Origin of the sequence: Acinetobacter sp. UBA6571 (assembly GCF_002434085.1) — a bacterium.
GTDB classification, from domain to species: Bacteria; Pseudomonadota; Gammaproteobacteria; order Pseudomonadales; family Moraxellaceae; genus Acinetobacter; species Acinetobacter radioresistens.
In genome coordinates, this window is sequence record NZ_DJJJ01000031.1 from 46,265 (window position 1) to 68,728 (window position 22,464).

Annotated in this window: 23 protein-coding genes; 4 read left to right on the forward strand and 19 right to left on the reverse strand. The window is 43.1% G+C overall.

Features of this window, described 5'->3' with window-relative positions:
• Positions 1-13 precede the first annotated feature (13 nt).
• Positions 14-1,246 (forward strand): tyrosine--tRNA ligase, encoded by a 1,233-nt coding sequence (gene tyrS, locus B3X18_RS05230; RefSeq protein ID WP_171077264.1) that lies wholly within the window; start codon positions 14-16, stop codon positions 1,244-1,246.
• 84 nt (positions 1,247-1,330) lie between these two features.
• Here tyrS and B3X18_RS05235 read toward each other — a convergent pair whose 3' ends face one another.
• From B3X18_RS05235 to ribF, 6 genes are all read right to left on the reverse strand, one after another.
• On the reverse strand, positions 1,331-1,870 hold the full coding sequence (locus B3X18_RS05235; RefSeq protein ID WP_034688480.1) for an NADPH-dependent FMN reductase: 540 nt from the start codon (positions 1,868-1,870) through the stop codon (positions 1,331-1,333).
• A 114-nt stretch (positions 1,871-1,984) separates the two neighbouring features.
• Positions 1,985-2,446: a hypothetical protein gene (locus B3X18_RS05240; RefSeq protein ID WP_034688482.1), complete on the reverse strand. Its 462-nt coding sequence runs from the start codon at positions 2,444-2,446 to the stop codon at positions 1,985-1,987.
• 310 nt (positions 2,447-2,756) lie between these two features.
• Entirely contained in the window at positions 2,757-3,239 is a 483-nt protein-coding gene (locus B3X18_RS05245; RefSeq protein WP_005017480.1) for an FKBP-type peptidyl-prolyl cis-trans isomerase, read from the reverse strand.
• The gene (lspA, locus tag B3X18_RS05250; protein WP_005017478.1) at positions 3,236-3,772 is read right to left on the reverse strand and encodes a signal peptidase II; all 537 of its coding nucleotides are present in this window, start codon (positions 3,770-3,772) and stop codon (positions 3,236-3,238) included. The genes B3X18_RS05245 and lspA overlap by 4 nt, the downstream gene beginning before the upstream one ends.
• Complete coding sequence (gene ileS, locus B3X18_RS05255) at positions 3,765-6,605, reverse strand: isoleucine--tRNA ligase (RefSeq protein WP_286935171.1); 2,841 nt, start codon at positions 6,603-6,605, stop codon at positions 3,765-3,767. Before ileS ends, lspA begins: the two co-directional genes overlap by 8 nt.
• Positions 6,606-6,669: 64 nt before the next feature.
• Entirely contained in the window at positions 6,670-7,671 is a 1,002-nt protein-coding gene (gene ribF / locus B3X18_RS05260) for a riboflavin biosynthesis protein RibF (protein WP_034688533.1), read from the reverse strand.
• 210 nt (positions 7,672-7,881) lie between these two features.
• Between ribF and B3X18_RS05265 the strand changes: the two genes are divergently transcribed.
• Both B3X18_RS05265 and B3X18_RS05270 read left to right on the forward strand, forming a co-directional pair.
• Positions 7,882-9,012 (forward strand): TDT family transporter, encoded by a 1,131-nt coding sequence (locus B3X18_RS05265; protein ID WP_034688485.1) that lies wholly within the window; start codon positions 7,882-7,884, stop codon positions 9,010-9,012.
• Between the two features lie 87 nt (positions 9,013-9,099).
• Positions 9,100-9,681: a 5'-nucleosidase gene (locus B3X18_RS05270; protein WP_034688487.1), complete on the forward strand. Its 582-nt coding sequence runs from the start codon at positions 9,100-9,102 to the stop codon at positions 9,679-9,681.
• 38 nt (positions 9,682-9,719) lie between these two features.
• Here the strand turns inward: B3X18_RS05270 and B3X18_RS05275 are convergent, their stop codons facing one another.
• From B3X18_RS05275 to ubiG, 12 genes are all read right to left on the reverse strand, one after another.
• Positions 9,720-10,385, reverse strand: a complete 666-nt coding sequence (locus B3X18_RS05275) for a TetR/AcrR family transcriptional regulator (RefSeq protein ID WP_005023800.1) — start codon at positions 10,383-10,385, stop codon at positions 9,720-9,722.
• Between the two features lie 413 nt (positions 10,386-10,798).
• Entirely contained in the window at positions 10,799-11,593 is a 795-nt protein-coding gene (locus B3X18_RS05280) for an ATP-binding cassette domain-containing protein (RefSeq protein ID WP_005023799.1), read from the reverse strand.
• A 16-nt stretch (positions 11,594-11,609) separates the two neighbouring features.
• Positions 11,610-12,416 carry an aliphatic sulfonate ABC transporter permease SsuC gene (gene ssuC, locus B3X18_RS05285; protein WP_005017455.1) on the reverse strand — a complete coding sequence of 269 codons (807 nt, stop codon included), beginning with the start codon at positions 12,414-12,416 and terminating at the stop codon, positions 11,610-11,612.
• Complete coding sequence (gene ssuD, locus B3X18_RS05290) at positions 12,413-13,588, reverse strand: FMNH2-dependent alkanesulfonate monooxygenase (protein ID WP_034688489.1); 1,176 nt, start codon at positions 13,586-13,588, stop codon at positions 12,413-12,415. Before ssuD ends, ssuC begins: the two co-directional genes overlap by 4 nt.
• Positions 13,589-13,611: 23 nt before the next feature.
• Entirely contained in the window at positions 13,612-14,601 is a 990-nt protein-coding gene (locus B3X18_RS05295) for an aliphatic sulfonate ABC transporter substrate-binding protein (RefSeq protein WP_034688491.1), read from the reverse strand.
• Between the two features lie 18 nt (positions 14,602-14,619).
• Positions 14,620-15,585: a sulfonate ABC transporter substrate-binding protein gene (locus B3X18_RS05300; protein WP_034685813.1), complete on the reverse strand. Its 966-nt coding sequence runs from the start codon at positions 15,583-15,585 to the stop codon at positions 14,620-14,622.
• A gap of 310 nt (positions 15,586-15,895) precedes the next feature.
• The gene (gene argA, locus B3X18_RS05305; RefSeq protein WP_005017446.1) at positions 15,896-17,242 is read right to left on the reverse strand and encodes an amino-acid N-acetyltransferase; all 1,347 of its coding nucleotides are present in this window, start codon (positions 17,240-17,242) and stop codon (positions 15,896-15,898) included.
• A gap of 126 nt (positions 17,243-17,368) precedes the next feature.
• A complete protein-coding gene (locus B3X18_RS05310) occupies positions 17,369-17,725 on the reverse strand; it encodes an RcnB family protein (RefSeq protein WP_005023794.1) in 357 nt (118 codons plus the stop codon).
• Positions 17,726-17,949: 224 nt separating this feature from the next.
• The gene (locus B3X18_RS05315; RefSeq protein WP_005017440.1) at positions 17,950-18,327 is read right to left on the reverse strand and encodes an RcnB family protein; all 378 of its coding nucleotides are present in this window, start codon (positions 18,325-18,327) and stop codon (positions 17,950-17,952) included.
• Positions 18,328-18,668: 341 nt separating this feature from the next.
• Positions 18,669-19,415 (reverse strand): YciK family oxidoreductase, encoded by a 747-nt coding sequence (locus tag B3X18_RS05320; protein WP_005017438.1) that lies wholly within the window; start codon positions 19,413-19,415, stop codon positions 18,669-18,671.
• Between the two features lie 29 nt (positions 19,416-19,444).
• Positions 19,445-20,140, reverse strand: coding sequence for an HAD family hydrolase (locus B3X18_RS05325; protein ID WP_005023791.1), 696 nt, complete (start codon positions 20,138-20,140; stop codon positions 19,445-19,447).
• Complete coding sequence (ubiG, locus tag B3X18_RS05330) at positions 20,137-20,856, reverse strand: bifunctional 2-polyprenyl-6-hydroxyphenol methylase/3-demethylubiquinol 3-O-methyltransferase UbiG (protein WP_005023784.1); 720 nt, start codon at positions 20,854-20,856, stop codon at positions 20,137-20,139. Before ubiG ends, B3X18_RS05325 begins: the two co-directional genes overlap by 4 nt.
• 182 nt (positions 20,857-21,038) lie before the next feature.
• On the opposite strand from ubiG, the gene B3X18_RS05335 reads away from it, so the two are divergent.
• A complete protein-coding gene (locus B3X18_RS05335) occupies positions 21,039-21,656 on the forward strand; it encodes a thiol:disulfide interchange protein DsbA/DsbL (protein ID WP_005023783.1) in 618 nt (205 codons plus the stop codon).
• A 79-nt stretch (positions 21,657-21,735) separates the two neighbouring features.
• On the opposite strand, the gene B3X18_RS05340 is transcribed toward B3X18_RS05335, so the two are convergent.
• A complete protein-coding gene (locus tag B3X18_RS05340) occupies positions 21,736-22,371 on the reverse strand; it encodes a TetR/AcrR family transcriptional regulator (protein WP_005017430.1) in 636 nt (211 codons plus the stop codon).
• Between the last annotated feature and the right edge of the window lie 93 nt (positions 22,372-22,464).

Genomic DNA, 22,464 nt, shown 5'->3' on the forward strand with positions numbered 1-22,464 from the left:
AATTGTATAACTGATGTGTTTGGGTTTTGTGATGTCAAATTTCCTGCCGGCTGAAGAACAACTTGCCCTCATTCAACGAGGCACTCATGAAATTATCTCTGAAGAAGATCTTCTGAAGAAATTAAAAGAAAACCGTCCCCTTAAAGTTAAAGCGGGTTTTGATCCAACTGCCCCTGACCTGCATCTGGGTCATACGGTTTTAATTAATAAGCTTAAAGTATTTCAGGATTTAGGCCATGATGTATATTTCCTGATTGGTGACTATACTGCCATGATCGGTGATCCGACCGGCAAGAGCGCAACACGTCCGCCATTATCGCGTGAGCAGGTTTTGGAAAATGCCAAAACCTATCAGGAACAGGTCTTTAAAATTCTTGACCCAAATAAAACCAAGGTAGTGTTCAACTCAGAATGGTTTGCCAGCAAGACTGCGGCTGATCTGATTCAACTGGCTTCCCAGCAGACCGTTGCACGTATGCTGGAGCGTGATGATTTCACCAAGCGCTATAGCAGTCAGCAGCCGATCGCGATTCATGAATTTTTATATCCGCTGGTGCAGGGTTATGACTCGATTGCTCTGGAAGCGGATGTTGAGCTTGGCGGTACAGACCAGACATTTAATCTGTTAATGGGCCGTACCTTGCAAGGCCGTTATCATCAAGAGCCTCAAGTCTGTATTACCGTACCAATTCTAGAAGGCTTGGATGGTGTACAGAAAATGTCGAAGTCTCTGGGCAATTACATCGGTGTATTTGATGCACCAGGTGCAATGTACCAAAAGGTACTGTCGATGCCAGACAGCCTGATCGAACGTTACTTTGAACTGCTCAGCTTTAAATCGATGCCTGAAATTCAAGAACTGCTCAAAGAGATGGCAGAAGGCCGTAATCCGCAGGAAATCAAGCGTATTCTGGCACTGGAACTGGTTGAGCGTTTCCATGGCAGTGAAGCAGCGGCCAATGCGCATAAAGGTGCAGGAAATATTATTACTGAAGGTGAATTGCCAGAAGGCACACCTGAAGTAACTATTTCTCGTGCCGACTTTGGTGGTGAGATGTTTATTGTGTCCATTTTGCGTACTGCGGGTTTAACTAAAAATGCAGCGCAGGCTAAAGATGCTGTAGCGCGGGGCGCCGTTAAAGTTGACTGGGAAGTAGTAGATGCAGACTTTTCAGTAAAAGAAAATAAAACTTATATTATTCAGGCAGGCAAAAAGGCGATTGCTAAAGTTACCTTTACTGACTAAATAGATGAATAAAAAAGCAGGTCTCTGGACCTGCTTTTTTATCACTTTTATTTGACAGAATCATTTGAACTATAGGATATATTGCTAAATAGCGTGATTTATCAGTTTTTCTATCACTGATCTTAGGATCTTAATCTCGGCTTCATTACCTTCAAACTGCTCAGTTTGGTTACGCTTGAAAATATCACGAATTTCTAGAGTAGCGTTAGAGTCGATTAAACCCAGATAGGTCCCGACCTGGCGTAACTGGTCAATTGAACGTGAACCATTGGTTGCCCCATAACCCACATAGGCAGCAGGTTTGCCTTGCCATTCTTTACCTAAGTAATCCAGAGCATTTTTCAGGGCTGGACTATAACCATGATTATATTCAGGACTAATAAAAATAAAGCCATCACCTTCGGAAATTTTTTCTGCCCATTGCTGTTGTTTTGGCTGGTCATAGATACCTGTAATGGGCGGATGGCTTCCGGCAAAAACAGGCAAATCCCATTCTTTTAAATCAACGATTTCAGTTTCCAGGGTGTTATAGTCAAAACTCTCAATAGCCTCGAGAATCCATTTGGCCACCTTAATAGCAGTACGACCTTCACGTATGCTGCCTACAATAATATAGATTTTCATGATATTTTCCGGTTGGGCATGATCTTTATTAAACTAATTATTTTTTTGGAAAGCGCCTAGACAGAATTTGTATCTCTATTTTAAAACATCAAAACTTATGAACTAGTTTGATTTTTAAGCAGGTATGATCGTTAGATGGCTATTCAATATTTCAGATCGTTCGAACTGATCTATGACTGGAGAACAAGCTTTTTGACATAATAAAATATCTGTATCCATTAATGCCTGTAGAAGGTGAAATATATTAATCTGCGGACATTGCTCTGTCCGGGAAAACTGCCAGGCCTGTTGTAATAAAATAATTAAAGCTTCACTTAACACCAATGTACTATGTTTTTGAATATGTACTGAAAGTAAAGCTGTGTTCAGTTGCCGCCTGAGCTCCAAGACAGAAATATCATAACGGTCTAATAAAAAGATTAATTCATTTGGTTCGGGTTGCTTTAAGAGCTGTAAAAAAAGATGAGATACTTGGACTTGGGCAATCTGGTGCTGGGCACATTCATTCAGGGTTTGTAATAATGCTTCGCGTATTGCGCTAGAAAGACAACGTAATAAAACAGTTAGTGTCAGCATAACAACTCATTGTTTTTAATCATACAGCACTTAAGCTGAGTAATAATTTTTATAATTAAAACTGGGATAAAGTGTATTTTTAGATACCTGCCAGTCTTTATGGCTGATTGAATTCTAGCCTGATATATAGCCAAGTGAGAAGCTGCATTCATCGCTTTTTATTATATAGACCTTTAGAAAAACTACCTGCTGATCATTTAAATGATCAGTAAACTGGCTAGAGATTTAAATATTCAGTTTATATTTTACTTATAATAAAAAAGCCGGTCATAGACAGACCGGCTTCAGAATGATTGATTTTAGGCAGCGTCTAGATGAGTTTAATACCTTGCTGACCTGCTGGTGTAACCTTGAAGATTTCAACCTCAAAACTGATATTTTTACCTGCCAGCGGATGGTTAAAGTCTATCTCGGTCATGTCATCATTCACTGATCTGACCACACCGTACAGGCTGCTTTTGGCTTTGTCTTCAAACTCGATCATTTGGCCAACCACAGGGCGTTGTTCAAATTTGACCGTATCAAAGCGTTGAATATTTTCCGGATTCCACGGTCCAAAGGCATCTTCTGCCGGTAAATGTACAGTACGGCGGTCACCTGCCCTTAAACCAAAAAGAGCCTGTTCAAAGCCTGGCAGTAAATTACCGTCACCAATCACCAGACTCACCGGCTCCTCACGGCTGCGGGTATTATCTATTTCCACACCATCTTCAATGGCAACTGAAAAGTGCAGCTCTACCTGAGAACCTTCTTCAATTCGGGTATCTTCATTCGGGTTGAGTAACTCTGTCATTTTGTTGCCTCTGCACGTTGAATCCGGTGTTTTTCCAGAAAGAAAGTATCGATTAATAACAGGATTGTTCCAAGAGTGATGGCACTATCAGCAATATTAAATGCAGGAAAGTGACTATTCTGATAGTAGACATGAATAAAATCTACTACATATCCCAGACTGACCCGGTCTATCAGGTTACCGATGGCGCCCCCTAGAATCAGGGCAATAGCCATTGGTAAAATGACCAGATGTTTTGGCATACGCATTAGCCAGAAAACAAACAGCAAGGAAACTCCAGCCGCCAGTCCGGTAAATAAATAACGCTGCCAGCCACCGGCATCAGACAGAAAACTGAATGCTGCGCCATAATTATGTAGCAGCGTCCAGTTTAAAAAGGGCAGTACGGCTACCGGATCGGCATAGTTCAGATGGTTTGTTGCAATCCATTTGGTCCATTGATCCAGAATAATGGCAACAATTGCCAGCCCGATCCACACCAGATTATGTGGATAGAACTGGAACCAGCCTTTTCTTTGCGGTGTATTAGGCATATTTTCTCTCTTCGCCCTGACCAGAAGGAAGGTTAATTAGGCAGCGTCCGCAAATACCTGGATGACCTGCATGTGTATTAACATCAGGCAGTACATGCCAGCAGCGAGCGCATTTTTCACCTTCTGCCGCTGAAACTTTGACACGCAGACCTTCGAGCTCGGTACTTTCACCTGCTTTCTCAAAGTCATGAACAATAACCTGAGAGGTGATCAGGACAAAGCGCAGCTCATTGCCCAGTTGGTCCAGAATACTTTTTAACGCTGGTTGGGCCCAGAGTTCAACCTTGGCAGAGAGGTTAGAGCCGACCAGTTTAGCGTTACGTGCTGCTTCAATCTGTTTGTTTACTGCAGATTTTACTGTAATTAATGTTTGCCAGTTTTCTTCAGAAATCAGATTGGCTGTTGAGGCCACCGGAATCTGATACCACTCGCTCATAAATACATATTTTTCTGACTGCTCAGGAATCAGTGGCCAAGCCTCTTGTGCAGTAAAGCTCAGGATTGGGCTCATCCAGCGGATAAAGGCCTGTACGATATGATATAACGCAGTCTGCGCAGAGCGACGTGCCTGCGAGTCGGTTTTGGTGGTGTACTGACGGTCTTTAATAATGTCCAGATAAAAACCGCCCAGATCATTAATACAGAAATTGGTTAGTGAGCTACAGACGACATGAAAGTTCATTTCATCATAAGCAGTAAGGATGCTCTGCTGAACCTCATGCGCACGTTGCAAGATATACTGATCCAATGCAATCAGCTGGTCTACTGGCAGTGCATCAGTACTTGGCTTAAAGCCATTTAGATTGGCCAGCAGGAAGCGTAGAGTATTACGGATACGGCGATAACTGTCGCTAACACGGTTAAAGACTTCTTTACTTGCTGCAATTTCATAGCGGTAGTCGCTTGAAGCAACATACAGTCGTAGACCATCAGCTCCCAGCTGCTTGATGATGTCATCTAGCGGGATATAATTCCCTAGCGATTTTGATAGTTTGCGTCCGTTTTCATCTACTGTAAAGCCATGAGTCAGTAAGGCTTTGTAAGGCGCGCGGTTATGAATCGCTATAGACGTCAGCAGGGATGACTGGAACCAGCCACGATGCTGGTCTGAGCCCTCTAGATAAAGGTCAGCCGGGCTTTCCAGATCTTCGCGCTGGTCAAGTACTGCATAGTGGGTTGTACCTGAATCGAACCAGACATCCAGCGTGTCACGTACGGCATTATAATGCTCAGCATCATCACCAATAAAGTCTTTCGCTTCACGGTTAAACCAGGCATCAATACCTTCCTGTTCAATCAGCTTGGCAACTTCTTCGATCAGTTCCGGAGTACGTGGATGCAGCTCATTGGTATCTTTATGTACAAAAAACGGAATTGGCACACCCCAGGTACGCTGACGTGAGATACACCAGTCCGGGCGGCCATCAATCATGGATTCAATCCGATTTTTACCCCAGCTTGGTACAAATTCGATGTCATTTTCAATCGCATCCAGTGCACCCTGACGTAAATTTTGCTGATCCATACTAATGAACCATTGAGGCGTTGCACGGAAAATAATAGGAGTCTTGTGGCGCCAGCAATGTGGATAACTGTGTCGAATTGGCTGATGTGCCCACAAACGGCCTGCTGCACCAAGGGCTTCAATGATTTGCGGATTGGCTTTATAGATGTGTACACCCGGGAAAAGTGGTGAAGTTGGCAGATATACTCCATTACCACCCACTGGATTATCGACTTTCAGCTGATAGAGCAGACCAACTTTATAGTCATCTACACCATGGCCAGGCGCAGTATGTACTGCACCCGTACCACTGGTTGCAATCACATGTTCACCTAAAATGACCGGAACCTGGCGATCTGCCAGAAGTGGGTGCTGGAGTTGCAGGTTTTCAATCACTGCGCCGGTAAAATCGGCCAGTACTACCGGGTTTTCTAGCTTATAACGTTCTACAGCAGACTCTACCAGATCTTTGGCCAGAATCAGATTGTGTAAGCCTTTGTCTGTCTGGGTCTGTACCAGCTGATATTCAATTTCAGCATGTACTGAAACTGCCTGGTTAGCCGGAAGGGTCCATGGTGTTGTGGTCCAGATAACAATATCAGTAGGCACATCAATTTCTACCTTCAAACGGGTAGATAAGTCTTTTAAGTCAACGACACTAAAACCGACATCAATTGCATCAGATTTTTTATCTTCATATTCAACTTCAGCTTCAGCCAGTGCCGAGCCACAGTCCATGCACCAGTTCACCGGCTTTAAGCCAGGCTGAATATGACCATTTTTCTGAATCTGGCCCAGTGCACGAACAATATCTGCTTCCTGCTTGTAATTCATGGTCAGATAAGGATTATCCCAATCACCCAGTACGCCCAGACGCTTGAAGTCGTTACGCTGCAGATCAATTTGTTGTGAAGCATATTCACGGCATAATTTACGGAAAGTGGCTGCATCAACTTTTTCGCCCACTTTACCTACTTTTTCTTCAACTTTGAGTTCAATTGGCAAACCGTGGCAGTCCCAGCCTGGAACATAAGGTGCATCAAAGCCAGATAATGTGCGACTTTTAACAATAATATCTTTTAAGACTTTATTGACTGCATGACCCAAGTGAATTGTGCCATTTGCATAGGGAGGGCCATCATGCAGAATATATTTTTTCTTGCCAATACGCGATGTGCGAATCTGCTGATAAATGTTGTCGGCGTACCACTCTTCTAACCATTTTACTTCACGTACTGCCAGATTTGCCTTCATGGCAAATTCAGTGCCCGGCAGATTTAGTGTGGCTTTATAATCCACAGCATTTTCAGGAGTTTGCTTATCGCTCATGCAAGTTGTCTTCCAGTTCAATCAGCTTGAACGCTGACGGGTTTTACAATCAAAAAAACAGAATTTAAACAGGGAATTTGGGGGTATTTCTACGAAACTCAATGAGCTTGGCTACATCATTATCAATTCCGGTCTTTAATGCTTCAAGCGAAGGATAATTTACTTCACCATGCAGATATTTTAAAAAAGTGACCCGCACCAGCAAGCCATACAGATTAGCAGAAACCTCAGGAAAGTGTACTTCTAATCGCCACTCTGGCTGTTGCTGCTGAATTGCGGGCCGTGTTCCCACATGTCCGGCACCAAATAAACTCTCCGGTCCATAACCTGCGATTCCGGGTAAATCTGGGTGTTCCAGACGTACTCTGGCAGCAAGAGAACTATGCTCAGAGATTACTTCTACCGCATAAATCCCATGCAGGCAGGGCTTATGCCGGTTCATCCCTACATTAATGGTCGGGAAATTTAAGGTACGCCCAATCTGGTCACCATACTGAATTCGACCCACCATACTGTAGGGACGTCCTAAAAGCTGGGCAGCAAGAGTCAGGTCACCCTGCTGTAATACCTGCCGGATCCGTGTCGAACTGACTCGCTCTCCCTGAAAGTCGACAGTATTCAGATTAGTGACTGCAAAGCCATAGTTTTTTAGAAATTCGCTATTGCCTTGCCGGTTTTTTCCAAAATGAAAATCATCACCCAATACCAGGCTATGAGCATGAAGCTTATCTTTTAAAAGGGACGCAAAGCCTTCTGCACTCATGCTACGGAACTGGTCATCGAATTTGGCTACAGCAATATAGTCCACACCAAGTTCAGTCAAATACTCTACTTTTTCACGTAGTGAGCTGATACGGGGAGGGGCTTCGTAGCCTTTGAAGTATTCTAGTGGTTGGGGCTCAAACAGCATAACCAGTGCTTTTAAATTCTTCTGGGCAGCAATAGTTTTAAGCTGAGCAATCATGGCCTGATGTCCAAGATGGACACCATCAAAATTGCCAATTGTCACTGCGGTTGCAGGCAGCTGAAAATCGGGCATCAGGGCATTCAGACGGAGCAGCTTCATGGGCGAAGAAATCAGTGCAAAATTTGAAAGGTCATATATTGCCATATTCTCACAGTTTCGTCTTGTTGTTGTGTTTTTACTCATTTTTTTGGCTGATCAATAAATTAAATATCATTTTTATTGATTTATATAATATAGATAAATCAGTTTTATTTATATTTAGGCCTTTTTATAATTAGTGCTGCATTAAAAATTCAATCAGGTACAGTAATGAACAGGCCATTTGAACAGCTAGGGCAGCCACGAGATATCATTCGTCAATTCACACCTAACTGGTTTACCGTCACTATGGGAACGGGTGTAGTAGCACTTATTTTACCTGAACTGTCATCTGGTTCAATTAATCTGTGGTTGGGAGGTGCTTTCCTCTGGCAAATCAATATTATCTTATTTATCAGCTTTAGTCTGCTTTATAGCCTGCGCTGGTTGTTCTATCCCACCGAAGCCAGACAAATCTTTTTTCATTCAAACATGAGTCTGTTTCTGGGTGCTATTCCTATGGGCTTGGCCACTATTGTAAATGGATTTTTAAAATACGGTTTGCCGCTATATGGCGATTCTGCACTAGAAATAGCCAAACTGCTTTGGTATATCGATGTCGTTATGGCAGTGGGAATTGCCTGGTTAATACCTTTTTGTATGTTTAGTTGCCAGCAGCACCAGTTACATAGTATGACAGCGATCTGGCTATTACCAATTGTAGCCTGTGAGGTGGCAGCAAACTCAGGTGGAGTATTAGTACAATATCTGGCTATAAGCCAGCAGACAGTGGCTATATTGATGGCCAGTTATGGGTTATGGGGGATCTCAGTACTGCCAGCTTTTGCCATATTAACTATTCTGATGTTAAGACTTGCCCTGCATCAGTTACCTTCTAAGGATATGGCCATTAGCAGCTGGCTGGCATTAGGTCCTATTGGAACGGGTGCATTGGCTTTACTGAGCTTAGGATCACAGGCACCACGCATTTTAACTTTTATTGGACAGAAAGATTTAGGCATGTTTTTGCAGTATGCAGGTACCGCCAGCAGCTTGATTCTATTGGGGTTTGGGCTTTGGTGGCTTGGCCTTGCAGTATTGACGACCTTAAAATATATAAAAAGAGGTCTACCTTTCAATTTGGGGTGGTGGGGTTTAACCTTTCCATTAGGGGTGTTTACGCTGGCCATTTACACTCTAGGCCAGCAGCTTCAGCTCTCTATATTACATAATATTGCCTCTAGCCTGGCCTATATTTTAATCATACTCTGGGTGGTTGTTGCGACTAAGACCGTACAAGGATTTTATCAGGGCAACCTGTTGTTCTCACCTTGCCTGAAAAGTTTTCTGGACAAGGGTTAAGTATTTACAGTGGATTAATCAGTCCTTAGTACCTTGTACCTGAGTTAACTTTATTTTCTAATAATCAAATTTTAACGAGTTTTCTAAATGGTAGAGCAATCTGCACTCATCATGGCGCTCCCAAGTGAATCTAAAGGTCTGTTTGAGCAGGCCGGTATTCAGGTTCATTACAGCGGTATTGGCAAGGTCAATGCAGCATTTAAAGCCTATGAGGTAATTCAACGTACTGGATGTAAAATACTTTTTAACTTAGGTACCGCAGGCAGTAGTCACTTTGATACCCACTCACTGGTCGAGGTCAGCAGTTTTGTACAACGTGATATGGATGTCTCTCCTTTAGGTTTTGTCCCGGGCATTACTCCAATGGATGAGGAAATACCAGGATGTATTGAACTGGTTTCATACTTCGATCAATTGCCTAAAGGAATCTGTGGAACTGGTGACTCCTTCGAAACAGGCTTGCCTAAAGTGTCTTGTGATCTGGTGGATATGGAAGGTTATGCCTTGGCTAAAGTTTGTAAAAAACTTGGAGTACGCCTGATATCTGTCAAATATATTAGTGATGGTGCCAACACCACAGCACATCTGGATTGGGAAAATAATCTGCTGTTGGGAGCGCATAAACTGTTGGATTTATACCAGCAAGCAAGGCTTTCATTTCAATCGTAAAGAACAACTAAAAAGACCAGAATTAAAGAGCTGAAGCATTAATTCTGGTTAGCTTCGGAAACTTCGGCTGAAAGCGTGACCGGGCTATATTCAGAGCGCGGTAAAATACCATAGAGCATCAGATGGATGGTATGTTCGATAGTCCTCTGGTAGGTGCTTTTACTTTTAAGCGTTTTTCCCATCACCATTTCAATTTGAGTACTAAAATCAGCATAATTCTGGGTAATTGCCCAGATATTTAAAATCAGCAATTCCGGATCAATACCTGCAGAAATTTTTCCTTGTTCCTGCCAGTTCTGGATCACTTTAGCCTTACGCTTAAATAGTTTTTTTAGCGGGCCTTTTAAAATAGATAAAATATGTGGCGCACCCTGAATAACTTCTAGTGCAAACAGCTTGGAGGCTTTAGGCTGGTGACGTGAAACCTCGATCTTGAGCATCAGATAATTAGCTAATGCTTCAGCTGGCTCAAGGTCTACTTCAAGCGACTGTAGAGGAGCCAGCCACTTCTGGAGTACTGTAGTAAGTACCTCAACATATAAAGCCTCTTTATTTTCATAATAATAAAAAATATTTGACTTATGCATGTCGGCCAGCTGAGCAATTTCATCCAGGCTTGCCCCGTTAAAACCATAGGTAGAAAAAACGTCTAGAGCTGCATTTAAAAGTAAATTCCGTTTTTGAGTGCTCTTCTTTTGTTCCATTGTTCCCCACAAATATCGATAAAGTCATAATTGTAAGACAAATGGGTCGATTTGTGCACAATTTTGCAAAGTAATTCTTCCAATATGCTGAATTAAACATCTTTTTTAACATTTGGTAAAAAAAGTAACCCCTAATAAATTGATAGTTAATAAAAAATTAGCTTAAAAAATAATTTTAAAATAAAATTATTTTTAGCTGTAAAAATTAAATGAAAAATCTTTTTTAAAGTACCAAATATATTTTTATAAGTTTAAGAAATTGATTTTAATAATTATATTTAGTATAGAATGAGTTTTTCATGACTATACTGTAAAAGAAGTTATGATCTTTACCTTCTTGTTAAAAGATATCTTGTTTATATAGCCTCATGTATAAAACAGCCATCTCAAGATGGCTGTTGGCGTGTATGAGTTTAGGTGGCTAATACTGCATCTAAAACTTGCTGCTCCAGCTCGGTGAACTGGACACTCTTTTTACGGGGCCGTGGTAAATCAATCTTAAAATGATGAGCAATCTGGCCTTTATCCAGTAGAATAATCCGGTCAGCCAGTTGTACTGCTTCAGCAACATCATGAGTGACTAAAACAGCTGTGAAGCCCTGCTCACGCCATAACTGTTCAATCAGATTTTGCATTTCAAGCCGGGTAAGGGCATCAAGTGCGCCTAAGGGTTCATCCAGTAATAAAACTCGTGGCGTATGGGATAAAGCTCGAGCCAGAGCAGCACGTTGCCGTTGTCCGCCTGAAAGTTGTGCAGGCCAGTTACTGGCTTTTTCAGCGAGCCCCACCTTTTTGAGTAGAGCTACTGCATGGGCATGACGGTTATGGGCCAAACCTAGCTGTACATTCTTCTCGACAGTCTTCCATGGCAATAGACGTGAATCCTGAAACATAACCCGAATATCATCTGTGGTAATACCTTCACGAAAATTCTGTGCAGACTTGAATTTTATTTCACCGTAACTTGCTGCTTCCAGGCCAGCAATTAGACGTAGTAGAGTACTCTTGCCACATCCGCTACGTCCCACGATTGCTACAAATTCTCCCGCCTGAATATGCAGATCTAGCTCCTCAAGAACTTTAACCTGCCCATAAAACTTATGAAGCTGCTCAACCACAATTTCTGCTCCATTCTGCGGCTGAGTGGTAAAATTCGTACTTGGCTTAGCTTCTATATCAACTGATAGCGGTATATTTAAATTGCTCATTAGTATATTCCTGTTCCTATTGTTGATAGCCGGGATGCCAGCGCAGCAGATAGCGTTCCAGTCCTTGAGCCAGAATATCTGCCAGCTTGCCTAAAAGGGCATACAGGAGAATGCCGACCAGTACAATATCAGTCTGCAAAAACTCACGGGCATTCATGGTCATATAGCCAATTCCTGACTGCGCAGAAATTGTTTCGGCAACAATAAGCAATACCCAGACCAGACCCAAAGCAAAGCGTAGCCCGACCAGGATAGAAGGCATAGCGCCCGGTAAAATAATTTGCTGATAAAGCTGGCGACGATTCAGCCCATAACTCTTTCCCATTTCAATTAGCTGCGGATCAACTGATCGGATTCCATGATAGGTATTGATATAGATCGGGAAAAATACACCTATCGCTACCAGAAAAAGCTTGGCACTTTCATCTATTCCAAACCATAAAATAACAAGAGGAATTAAAGCCAGAGCCGGAATATTACGTAGCATTTGCAAGGTAGTATCCAGAAGATTCGAGGCTACCTTGGAAGAACCATTTAATAGGCCGAGCAATAAACCTAGACCTCCACCCACAGCAAGACCGGTCAATGCCCGGGCCGTACTCACCTTGACATGCTGCCACAGTTCACCACTGATGAGTAAAGACCAGAAAGCTGTAAGTACGGCTGTAGGGGCAGGCAAAATCCGGCTTTGCAGTAAGCCGCTCATTGAAGTAAGCTGCCACAGAACAAGTAATAATAAGGGCACTAACCAAGGTAGCAAATGTTTTCTAAATACACCTGTTCCACGTGAAACGTAGTTATCTATACTATTCTTTTGCATCATGCCCCTTCCTTGACAATTTTATTATCTGCTAACCGGTCAGGTACATAATTATTGGCAACAATCTCACCGAATGGACCGGTCAAGTTAGGCTGAGCCAGCTTTTTACGGGTCTGTAAGGGCAGTAAGGGAAAGACCAGTTCAGCAAAGCGAATAGACTCTTCCAGATGTGGGTAACCTGAAAAAATAAAGGTATTAATACCCAAATCTGCATATTCCTGAATACGGTCTGCTACAGTCTGCGGGTCACCGACCAGCGCAGTCCCGGCACCTCCACGAACCAGACCTACACCAGCCCAGAGGTTTGGTGATACTTCCAGTTTGCTCTTATCGCCATTATGTAATTCAGCCATACGACGTTGACCTACTGAGTCCATCTGACGGAATTTTTGTTGCGCAGCGGCAATCGTAGCGTCATCTACATACCGAATCAGTTCATCAGCTGCGGCCCAGGCTTCTGCACTGGTTTCACGTACAATTACATGCAGACGGATACCATAGTTTAGACGACGTCCTTTTGCAGCGGATTTAGCCTGCATGGTCTGAATTTTTTCTTCTACTGCTGCAGGCGGTTCTCCCCAGGTCAGGTAAGTATCGACCTGCTCAGCAGCCAGTTCTTGAGCAGCTTCAGATGAACCACCGAACCAGAGCGGAGGATAAGGCTGCTGTACAGGCGGATACAGCAGTTTAGCATCATCAACACTTAGCCGTTCGCCATGGAAAGTAAAGCTTTCACCTGTATGAGAACGGGTCAAGATTTCACGCCAGATCTTGGTGTACTCTGCTGCTGTCTGGTAGCGTGTAGCATGGTCTTCATATACACCATCACCTTTTAGCTCTTGCTCATCACCCCCTGTAACCAGATTCAGCAGTACCCGCCCGTTTGAGAGACGGTCAAAAGTTGCTGCCATACGGGCTGCCAGAGCAGGGGTGGTTACGCCAGGACGCAAAGCTACCAGAAATTTCAGGTTTTTAGTGGCATCAATTAGGCTGGCAGCTGTAATCCATGGATCTTCACATGAGCGGCCGGTCGGAATCAGTACACCTTCATAGCCCAGGTTGTCTACAGCCACTGCAATCTGTTTCATATAAGCATGATCGACCTGGCGCCCACCTTTACTGGTGCCTAAATAGCGGCTATCACCATGAGTCGGAATAAACCAAAAAATTTTCATGTCAGTATCCTTATCTGTCTAAATCAGTTTTTAGGTGTAGGGACCCAGACCACTTGGCTGACCTGGATTGATTTTGGAATTAATTTGACCTGTTGAAAGAGATCAGCAATTTCTTGTTGTGCCTGTACGACTTCAGGTTCAAGGCTATAAATAGGAGAGGGTTTGAGCCGTTTATCTATAACCCGTTGGGCAATATTCTGTTTAAGGCCGGTACTTTGCTGATAAATCTTTAATGCCTGTTGCTGGTGTTGAAGTACCCATTGATCGGCAGTATTTAAACTTTGTAGGATCTTTTCAGTTGCACCGGGATGCTGCTCAATAAATTGTGGGTTAGCGATATAAAATGAATAAGTCCGTGCAAAGGCTTGGCCGTCAATTAATACCTTGGCTTTGGCATCCAGCTCTGCTGCACTTAAGTACGGTTCCCAGATCGACCAAGCATCAATTGACTGTTTATCGAAAGCTGCCCGTGCATCTGCCGGAGGAAGCCAGATGGGCTGAATGTCCTGCCAGCTTAAACCAGCCTTTTGTAAAGCTTTAGCCAAAAGTTCATGAGCACTTGAACCTTTCTGTACCGCTATCCGTTTACCTTTTAGATCGGCAAGTGTACGAATTGAACTGTCTGCAGGTATTAATAATGCCTGTGCATTCTGGGGAACCACTTCATAGCCAATGTATTTCAGATCTTTCCCGGCCGCTTGTGCGAAAACAGGAGGAGTATTACCTACTGCACCAAAATCAATTGCGCCAACTGCCAGTGCTTCCAGCATTTGTGGGCCAGCTGGAAACTCTTTCCACGCCACCTGAACGCCGGGAAACTGCTGTTCAAATAGCTGTTGCTGGCGAGCGACTAACAGATTCAGTGAGGATTTCTGGTATCCGACCGCCAGGGTTTTGAGGTTGTCTTCTTGAACGGACTGTTGACCCGGTGCAGTATCAGAACTGGTTTTCTGGCAGCCACTCAGACCTAAGGCTATAAAACTGCTAATTAAAAATTTTTTGAGTGAGTACATCTGGCATCCTTCTTATTGTTATGGTGTTTGCTTTAAAATCGCAGCCTGAATATCAAGTTTGACAGGTATTAATTTTTGGGCATAAAAGGCATCAGCCACTTTCTGCTGCGCATGAGAGACTTCCTGGCTAATTGGTCTTACCCCAAAGCCCATACGTGAAATAGAAGTTTTTAAAATATTATGTTCCAGTCCGGTTGGTTGTTCTAACAGACTGGCTGCCTCGTCCTGATGCTGGGCAACCCATTGGGTCGTAGTGTTTAATTCTTGAATAATAGTCTGAATGACTTTTGGGTTGCTTTCTGCAAATTTACGGTCGGCCAGATAGAATTGCAGGTTATTGACCAAGCCCTGACCATCCTTTAAAACCCGGGCACTAAGTTGCTGTTCTGCTGCGGCCAGGAAGGGGTCCCAGATTACCCAAGCATCGACAGAACCACGTTCAAATGCAGCACGAGCATCTGCTGGTGGCAGATAGATCACCTGAATATCTTCAAGCTTTAAACCATTCGCCTCTAAAATATTGAGCAGTAAATAATGAACATTAGAACCTTTATTCAGTGCAATCCGTTTGCCTTTTAAATCAGCAACAGACTGTATGGGAGAATTCTTCTGGACTACCAATGCTTCCCCATGAGGCGCGCCCGGCTGATTTGCTACATAGACAATATTTGAATTGGCTGCCTGAGCAAAAATAGGGGGAGCTTCACCTGCTTCTCCAAAAGCGACACTTCCGACATTTAAACCTTCAAGGAGCTGTGGACCTGCAGGAAATTCAACCCAACGAATCTTTATACCTTGTGATTTGAGCGCATTTTCCAGACTACCTTGGGCCTTTAGAATCGGTAAAATGCCATATTTTTGAAAACCGATATTCAAGACCTGAGTCTGAGGGTCAGATTTGGAACAGCCATCTAGAAACAGGGCAGTTGCCAGACTGGTCAATAAGATGGCAGAACGGGCCCAAGAAATTTGCTGGCTGTTCATGGAAAAAGTGCTCCTAGTAGTGAAATTTAACAATCACATACAGCCTAAGATGCCCGGTAATGCTAAAAAAATAAGCTTTTATCGTTTAGTCATGAAAAAAAAAGCTAAAATATAAAACTGCTTAACTTATGAGTATTTATGATTTAAAAAATTAATATTATTTTTAATTAAATAACTGAATATTATTAATAATTTATTATTGAGCTAAAGAAGAACCAAAAATAATAAGTAAAAACCTTGAAAGTTCTACTTTTTATTTCTGGTTCAAAGATATATTTATTAAAAATAAAGCTAAATATAAAGGCCGGTTCTATAACTGTTTTTTAAATACCAGTGAATTTCGCTGATAGTTATAAAGTGCCTGCCGGGTATTAGGTAAATCATCAACAGAAGCTGGCATGAAACCATGTTCTAGGAACCAGTGTGCTGTGCGGGTGGTCAGTACAAACAGCTGCTTGATTCCATTCTCTTGTGCCTTTTTTTCAAGAAAATTTAAAATCTGGCTGCCTCGATTCGATTTGCGGTATGCCGGATGTACCGCTACACAGGCAATTTCTGCCGAAGGTATTTCATTCTTCAAAGTTGGAATCGGGTAAAGTGCCGCACAGGCGAGAATGGTACCGTCACGCTCAATGACAGCAAACTGGTTGATTTCAGTTTCCAGCCGTTCACGTGAACGGTAAACCAGTATCCCTTCTTGTTCGAGGGGACGTAACAGTTTGATCAGTCCACCTACATCCTGAATTCTGGCAGTGCGGACTTCTTCATAATGTGCATCGGTGATCATGGTGCCAATCCCATCACGGGTAAATAGCTCTTCAATCAGCGCACCGTCATACGTATAAGAAATCAGATGAACACGATTGACGCCTTCTAGAGAAGCATCGCGTGCCGCACGTAAATATAAAGCCTGGGTTGGATCTGCCTGTTCATGCTGTTCTATATAAGGGTCCAGCTGCTGAGGTGTTAATTCACGCAATAATTGCTGTTTGGAATTTAATAGACCTTGCTGCTGGCCCAGAAAAATCAGTTTATCCGCTTTTAGGGCAACGGCTGTCTTGGTTGCGACTTCTTCTGCCAGCAGATTAAAGACTTCGCCTGTAGTGGAGTAACCAGTCGGTCCGAGCAGTACAATACTGTTATGCTCAAGATGCTGATGAATACTGGTACTGTCTATGGAGCGGACCTCACCGGTTAACTGAAAATCGATACCATCATGAATACCATAAGGTTTAGCAGTGACAAAATTACCAGAGACTACATGGATAGCTGCGCCGTACATAGGTGAGTTCGCTAACCCGGTAGAAAGCAAGGCTTCAATTTGCAGACGGATTGAGCCTACAGCACTCATGACACAGCCAAGAGACTCACGTGTAGTAATCCGGCGGTTCTTATGAAATGGTGCACTCAGCTGAAACTGTTCCAGATTCTGGTTAATCTGCGGACGGGCACCGTGAACCAGAACCAGACGAATTCCCAAGGAATTGAGCAGGGCAATATCGTGAATAATATGCTGGAAATTATCATGGCAGACCGCCTCACCTCCAAACATGATGACAAAGGTCTTATTACGATGCGCATTAATATAGGGAGCAGAATGCCGGAACCAGCGTACATTGAGTTGTTCAGTAGTATTCGCGGTTTCCAGAGAATTCATAATATGCCTGATCCAGTTGCTTATTCAGTCTGCTGATTCTAATCAAAAAACAGCAGGCAGGTATATAAAAAGCAAAAAAACACCCGGGTCAGTGCCCGGGTGAATATGTATCGATATAGGACTGAATTAGCCCAGAATCCGTATGATACGGTTGTTACGTTCATTGACCAGCACATAGTCACCATTAATTTTATACCACTGCTGATAACGGGCAGGCTTATTCAGGTGACGGCTATCACGGTAGTCAACCTTGTAACGGTTGTTATCATACTGACGAGGCAGCACCTGACCACTGCGCCATTCACGACTTGGATTTACTCGTGAAGATGAGCGGCGATCATCCCAGCGGCGGTCATCATAACGACGGTCATCATGGCTCCAGTGTGGGGTATTAGGGCGATCATAATGCTGTGGTGCGGCCATAGCACTGGTAGTAATCAGCGCGCTCAAAGATAAAGCGATACCTGTAAGTAATGTTTTCATGTTTTTATCCTGCGTTGCAAGCTCATCAATTTATAACGCTACTTTAGGCAACAATTAGATATAAAGCATGAAAGCCGTTTTATTGAATTGTGAAATTAATGAAGGAATTGAGAAGGAAATTACGGATTAACTCGACAGAAAAAGCCAGTTAGCCCTATATAAAAAGGCCTAAATTGTATTTAGGCCTTTTTATTCTGGATGAACGGAATAATGAAGAATATGTATCAGTCCATAATCCTGATAATACTGTGTTTATCTGAATCGACTAACAGATAATCATTATTGACCTTGTACCATTGCTGATTACGCGAAGGTTTCGGCAGGTCATGACTTTCATATTCAACCTTATAACCGTTGCCCCGGTAATGTTGCGGCATAATATAACCGGTTTGCCATTTGTGCTGTTTCAGACGACTGACTCCACGTTCTTCACGCATACGACGCTGTTCACGGACAGAATCTTCGTCCTGCTGGAACATCTTGCCATGTGGCCCGCCACGTCGGTCCGAATGGTCCTGATTTTTATGAGGAGGTGCTGCAAAAGCTACACTTGCCATGAAGGTAGAGAAAGATAATGCCAGCACAGCCATAATCTTTTTCATGTTTAATCCTCAAATTCATACTTAAAATTTCTTTACCCATCTACTGTACGAAAAAAAAACAGAGAAACTGTGAAGATAATTCAACTAATTATTTAAAATTGCAGAGACAATGCGTACTTAATATAAAACAAATTAAGTATTCTCCATACTATTATTATTTATATGTATCGGTAAATTTCTGCTTTAAATATTTAAGCTTATTTCTGCTTTTACTCATTCTTGGCATAGAGCAAGATATGATCTCGTCTATGCCTGTAACCTATTTTGCAATAGCAGTAGTTTAACTTGGTATAGCCTGTTTTTATTTAAGCCCAACAGTGATTCAAAAATAAAATCCGAGACTAATCCTGAGCATCGATACTCTGCCCATTCATATGACGGCTGTCTTCACCCATCAGGTATAAATAAGCCGGCATAATTGTTTCTGGTGTCGCTAGCACTTTTGGATCTTCATCTGGAAAAGCCTTAGCCCGCATGGCTGTTCGGGTGGCGCCCGGATTAATGCAGTTAAAGCGTATATTCGGATGCTGGTTTTCTACAGCAAACAGTTTGCTTACCGCTTCAATAGCAATTTTAGAAACAGAATATGCACCCCAACGCTCACGAACTTCCCGGCCTACACCTGAACTGGCAAAAACTACCGAAGCGTGTTCAGATTTTTGCAGTAGAGGCAATAGGGCCTGCGTTAGTACAAAGGGTGCTCGCAGATTTACCGCCATCACGTCATCCCAGACTTCGGCTGGATAATGGGCCAGTTCGATACGCTCACCCAAGATACCGGCATTATGCAAAATTCCATCTAGACGTCCGAACTGTTTATCCAGAATATTGACCAGATGTTCATAATCCTGTGCAGAAGCACTGGACAGTTGTAAAGGCAAAATGGCAGGTTGAGGTGCCCCCAGTGCTTCAATTTCATCATAGATGACTTCAAGCTTGTTTAGGGTACGGCCATGCAAAACAACTGTAGCCCCATGCAGGGCATAACTTAAGGCAGCAGCGCGGCCAATACCGTCACCTGCACCCGTGATCAGAATAACCTGATTTTTCAGTAAGTCTGGACGAGGTTGATATTGTGAGTATTTCATAGGCAAACCTCCTCATTATTATGATATGTCTAAAGTACTACGGGTTTTTCTGATTCCAGTTTCAGCAGTTGGCATACCTTCTGCCGCAGTTCGGAAATATCATTTACTATACAATCTGCCTGCCAGGCCGTTAAGTTATCTTTGTGGCTTAACGGTAAATAGCCGTAAGCAGCCAGGATGGTATACATTCCTGCATTACGACCAGCTTCAATATCACGCGGATGATCCCCGACATAAATAATCTGCTCTGCCGGAAGATTAATTTGTCTGGCAGCCAGGTACATCGGTTCCGGATCAGGTTTGGTTCTGGTGACATCCTCAGGGCAGACCAGTACTGCACAGCGTTCTGTTAAGTTGAGGGCAGCAAGTAAAGCCTCGCTTAAGCCACGGGGCTTATTAGTCACAATTCCCCAAGGAATACCTCGAGCTTCCAGTTCATCAAGTAAAGGGTACATGCCTTCGAACAGGTCTGTCTCAACTGCAATATCTGCTCCATATAGGTCCAGAAAACGCTGACGGTGTGCCAGAAATACCGGATCATCGACCTCAAGATGCGGATAGACCAGTTTGACCATGGCTCGCGCACCTTCAGACACCTGGGTGCGGATCAGGTCTGCTGCTACCACCTCACAGTTTTCGGCACAGCACATATCCTGAATAATGCGGATAAAGTCAGCTGCGGTGTCAATTAAGGTACCATCAAGGTCAAACAGGACAGCTTTCATTCTGTGACTTCCTTAACGGTATGTACCATATAGTTGACATCTACATTCGGTGCCAGCCAGTAATGTTTGGTCAGCGGGTTGTAATGTAAACCGGTCATCTGTTTAAGCTCTAGCCCGGCAGCCCGGATGTCATGGGCCAGCTCGGATGGGCGTATAAACTTGTGATAATCATGAGTACCTTTAGGCAGCATCCGGAGTAGGTATTCGGCACCAATAATAGCGAACAGATAAGATTTCGGATTACGGTTAATGGTAGAAAAAAACACATGGCCGCCCGGTTTTACCAGAGTCTGACAGGCTTTAATAATAGAAGCCGGATCTGGTACATGTTCCAGCATTTCCATACAGGTCACAATATCATACTGGCCCGCTTGTTCTTCAGCCAGCTGTTCTACCGGAATTTGGCGGTACTCAATATTCTGCACATTTTCCTGCTGGGCATGCAGGCGGCCAACTGCTAAAGGCGCTTCACCCATATCTACACCCAGCACTTCAGCCGCACCGCGACGCGCCATACTTTCGGTCAAAATGCCACCACCACAACCTACGTCCAGTACCTTTTTACTAGCCAGGCCACCACTGAGCTCATCTACCCAGTTCAAACGCAAGGGATTGATCTGATGTAAGGGACGGAACTCAGAATGCTGATCCCACCATTTGGCTGCAAGTGCTTCGAATTTAGCAATTTCTTGTGGATCAACATTCAGTTGCGACATGACAGTCACCTCATTATCCGGTTAATGATCAGGAATAAAATATTCAGACTTAGTGTAGCGTTAATTCCAGAAAAAGCGATAAAAGCTGTAAAAAAGTTCACAGAAGGAAAACGATTCTGGCATATTTAATTTATAGTGAGCTCATAAACTCGGCATAACAATTCAGAGGAATCTCAGCGTCAATGAAAAAGTTTATTTTAGGTAGTTTGTGTACTGCTGTAATGGCATTTTCAGGTAGTGCCATGGCAGCCAATTTCGTAGCAGGCAAGGATTATACCGTAGTGGCCAATCCTGTTAAGGTTGAAGTACCGGGCAAGATCGAAGTCCGTGAGTTTTTCTGGTATGGCTGTCCGCACTGTTTTAAGCTTGAACCGCATATGCAGGCCTGGCTTAAAAAGATACCTAAAGACGTACGCTTTGTACGTACTCCGGCTGCCATGAATAAAGTCTGGGAACAGGGTGCACGTGGCTATTATGTGTCTGAGGCACTCGGTGTACGCCAAAAAACCCATCTGCCATTATTCCATGCAATTCATGTCAACAACCAGCAGATTTTTGACCAGGCTGCTCAGGCAAAATTCTTTACCAAGTACGGTATACCAGAGAGTAAATTCAACAGCATGTTCAACTCTTTCTCGATTACCGGAAAAGTGGCGCAATCTAACCGTCTGGCGCAGCAATACCAGTTAACTGGTGTACCCGCTGTAGTTGTAAATGGTAAATATATTATTCAGGGTGAAGACGCTAAAGTTACCCAGGTGCTTGATTTCTTGATTAATAAAGAGCGTAAAGCCAAATAGTCTATAGTTATTTAATTATTTAAGCCGTTTTCTGTCAGGGCAGGAAACGGCTTTTTTATAGATAGTATTTAAACTGAACTTAAAGTAATTCGCTGTCCAGCTCGAAAGCATCCAGATTAATCGGTTGGCTTGGTAAAGAAAGTGCCTGATTGATATAAAGCTGAATCAGTTTTTTACGTGAACCGATAGAACGCTGATAGTAGCTAGAATTAAGTAACAGGGCTGCACCATAAGTCAGGGACCAGATATAAGACAGATAGTCACGGATCGACATATCATAATTTAATGATTTTAAATATTGTTCGGTGACTTCACGAATGGCCAGAATCCGTTCCTGCCGTACCTGATACAACTCTTCAAAGAGTGTATTCAGACCCGATGCTGTCATAGTCAGATGCTCTTCAAGCTGGTGCAGTAAAATAGTACGGCCAGGTGCAAGCAGGTGATGCAGCATATAGGCAGGTGCATATTCCCTAAAGTTACGATAAGGTGCACGGGAAATTTCCAGCAGTTGTCTTTCGTTCTGGATTACCAGTTCCAGTAATAGCTCATTTTTACTTTTAAAGTGCTTGTACAATGTACCTTTGGCAATATCCAGCTCTGCAACCAGTTCATCCAGTGTAATTTCCTGATTATTTTCCAGTAGTAGCTTCTCTGCTGCCTGAAGAATGCGTTCTTTACGTAATAAAAATTGTTTATGGCGCTCTGGATTCATGCCTATTTTCCGTTCCTTGCCGATGGCTATACTGTAGCAGTACTTACCTTACTGTAAAATTAAACTATTTGTTGAGATAACAGAAAGCCAAAA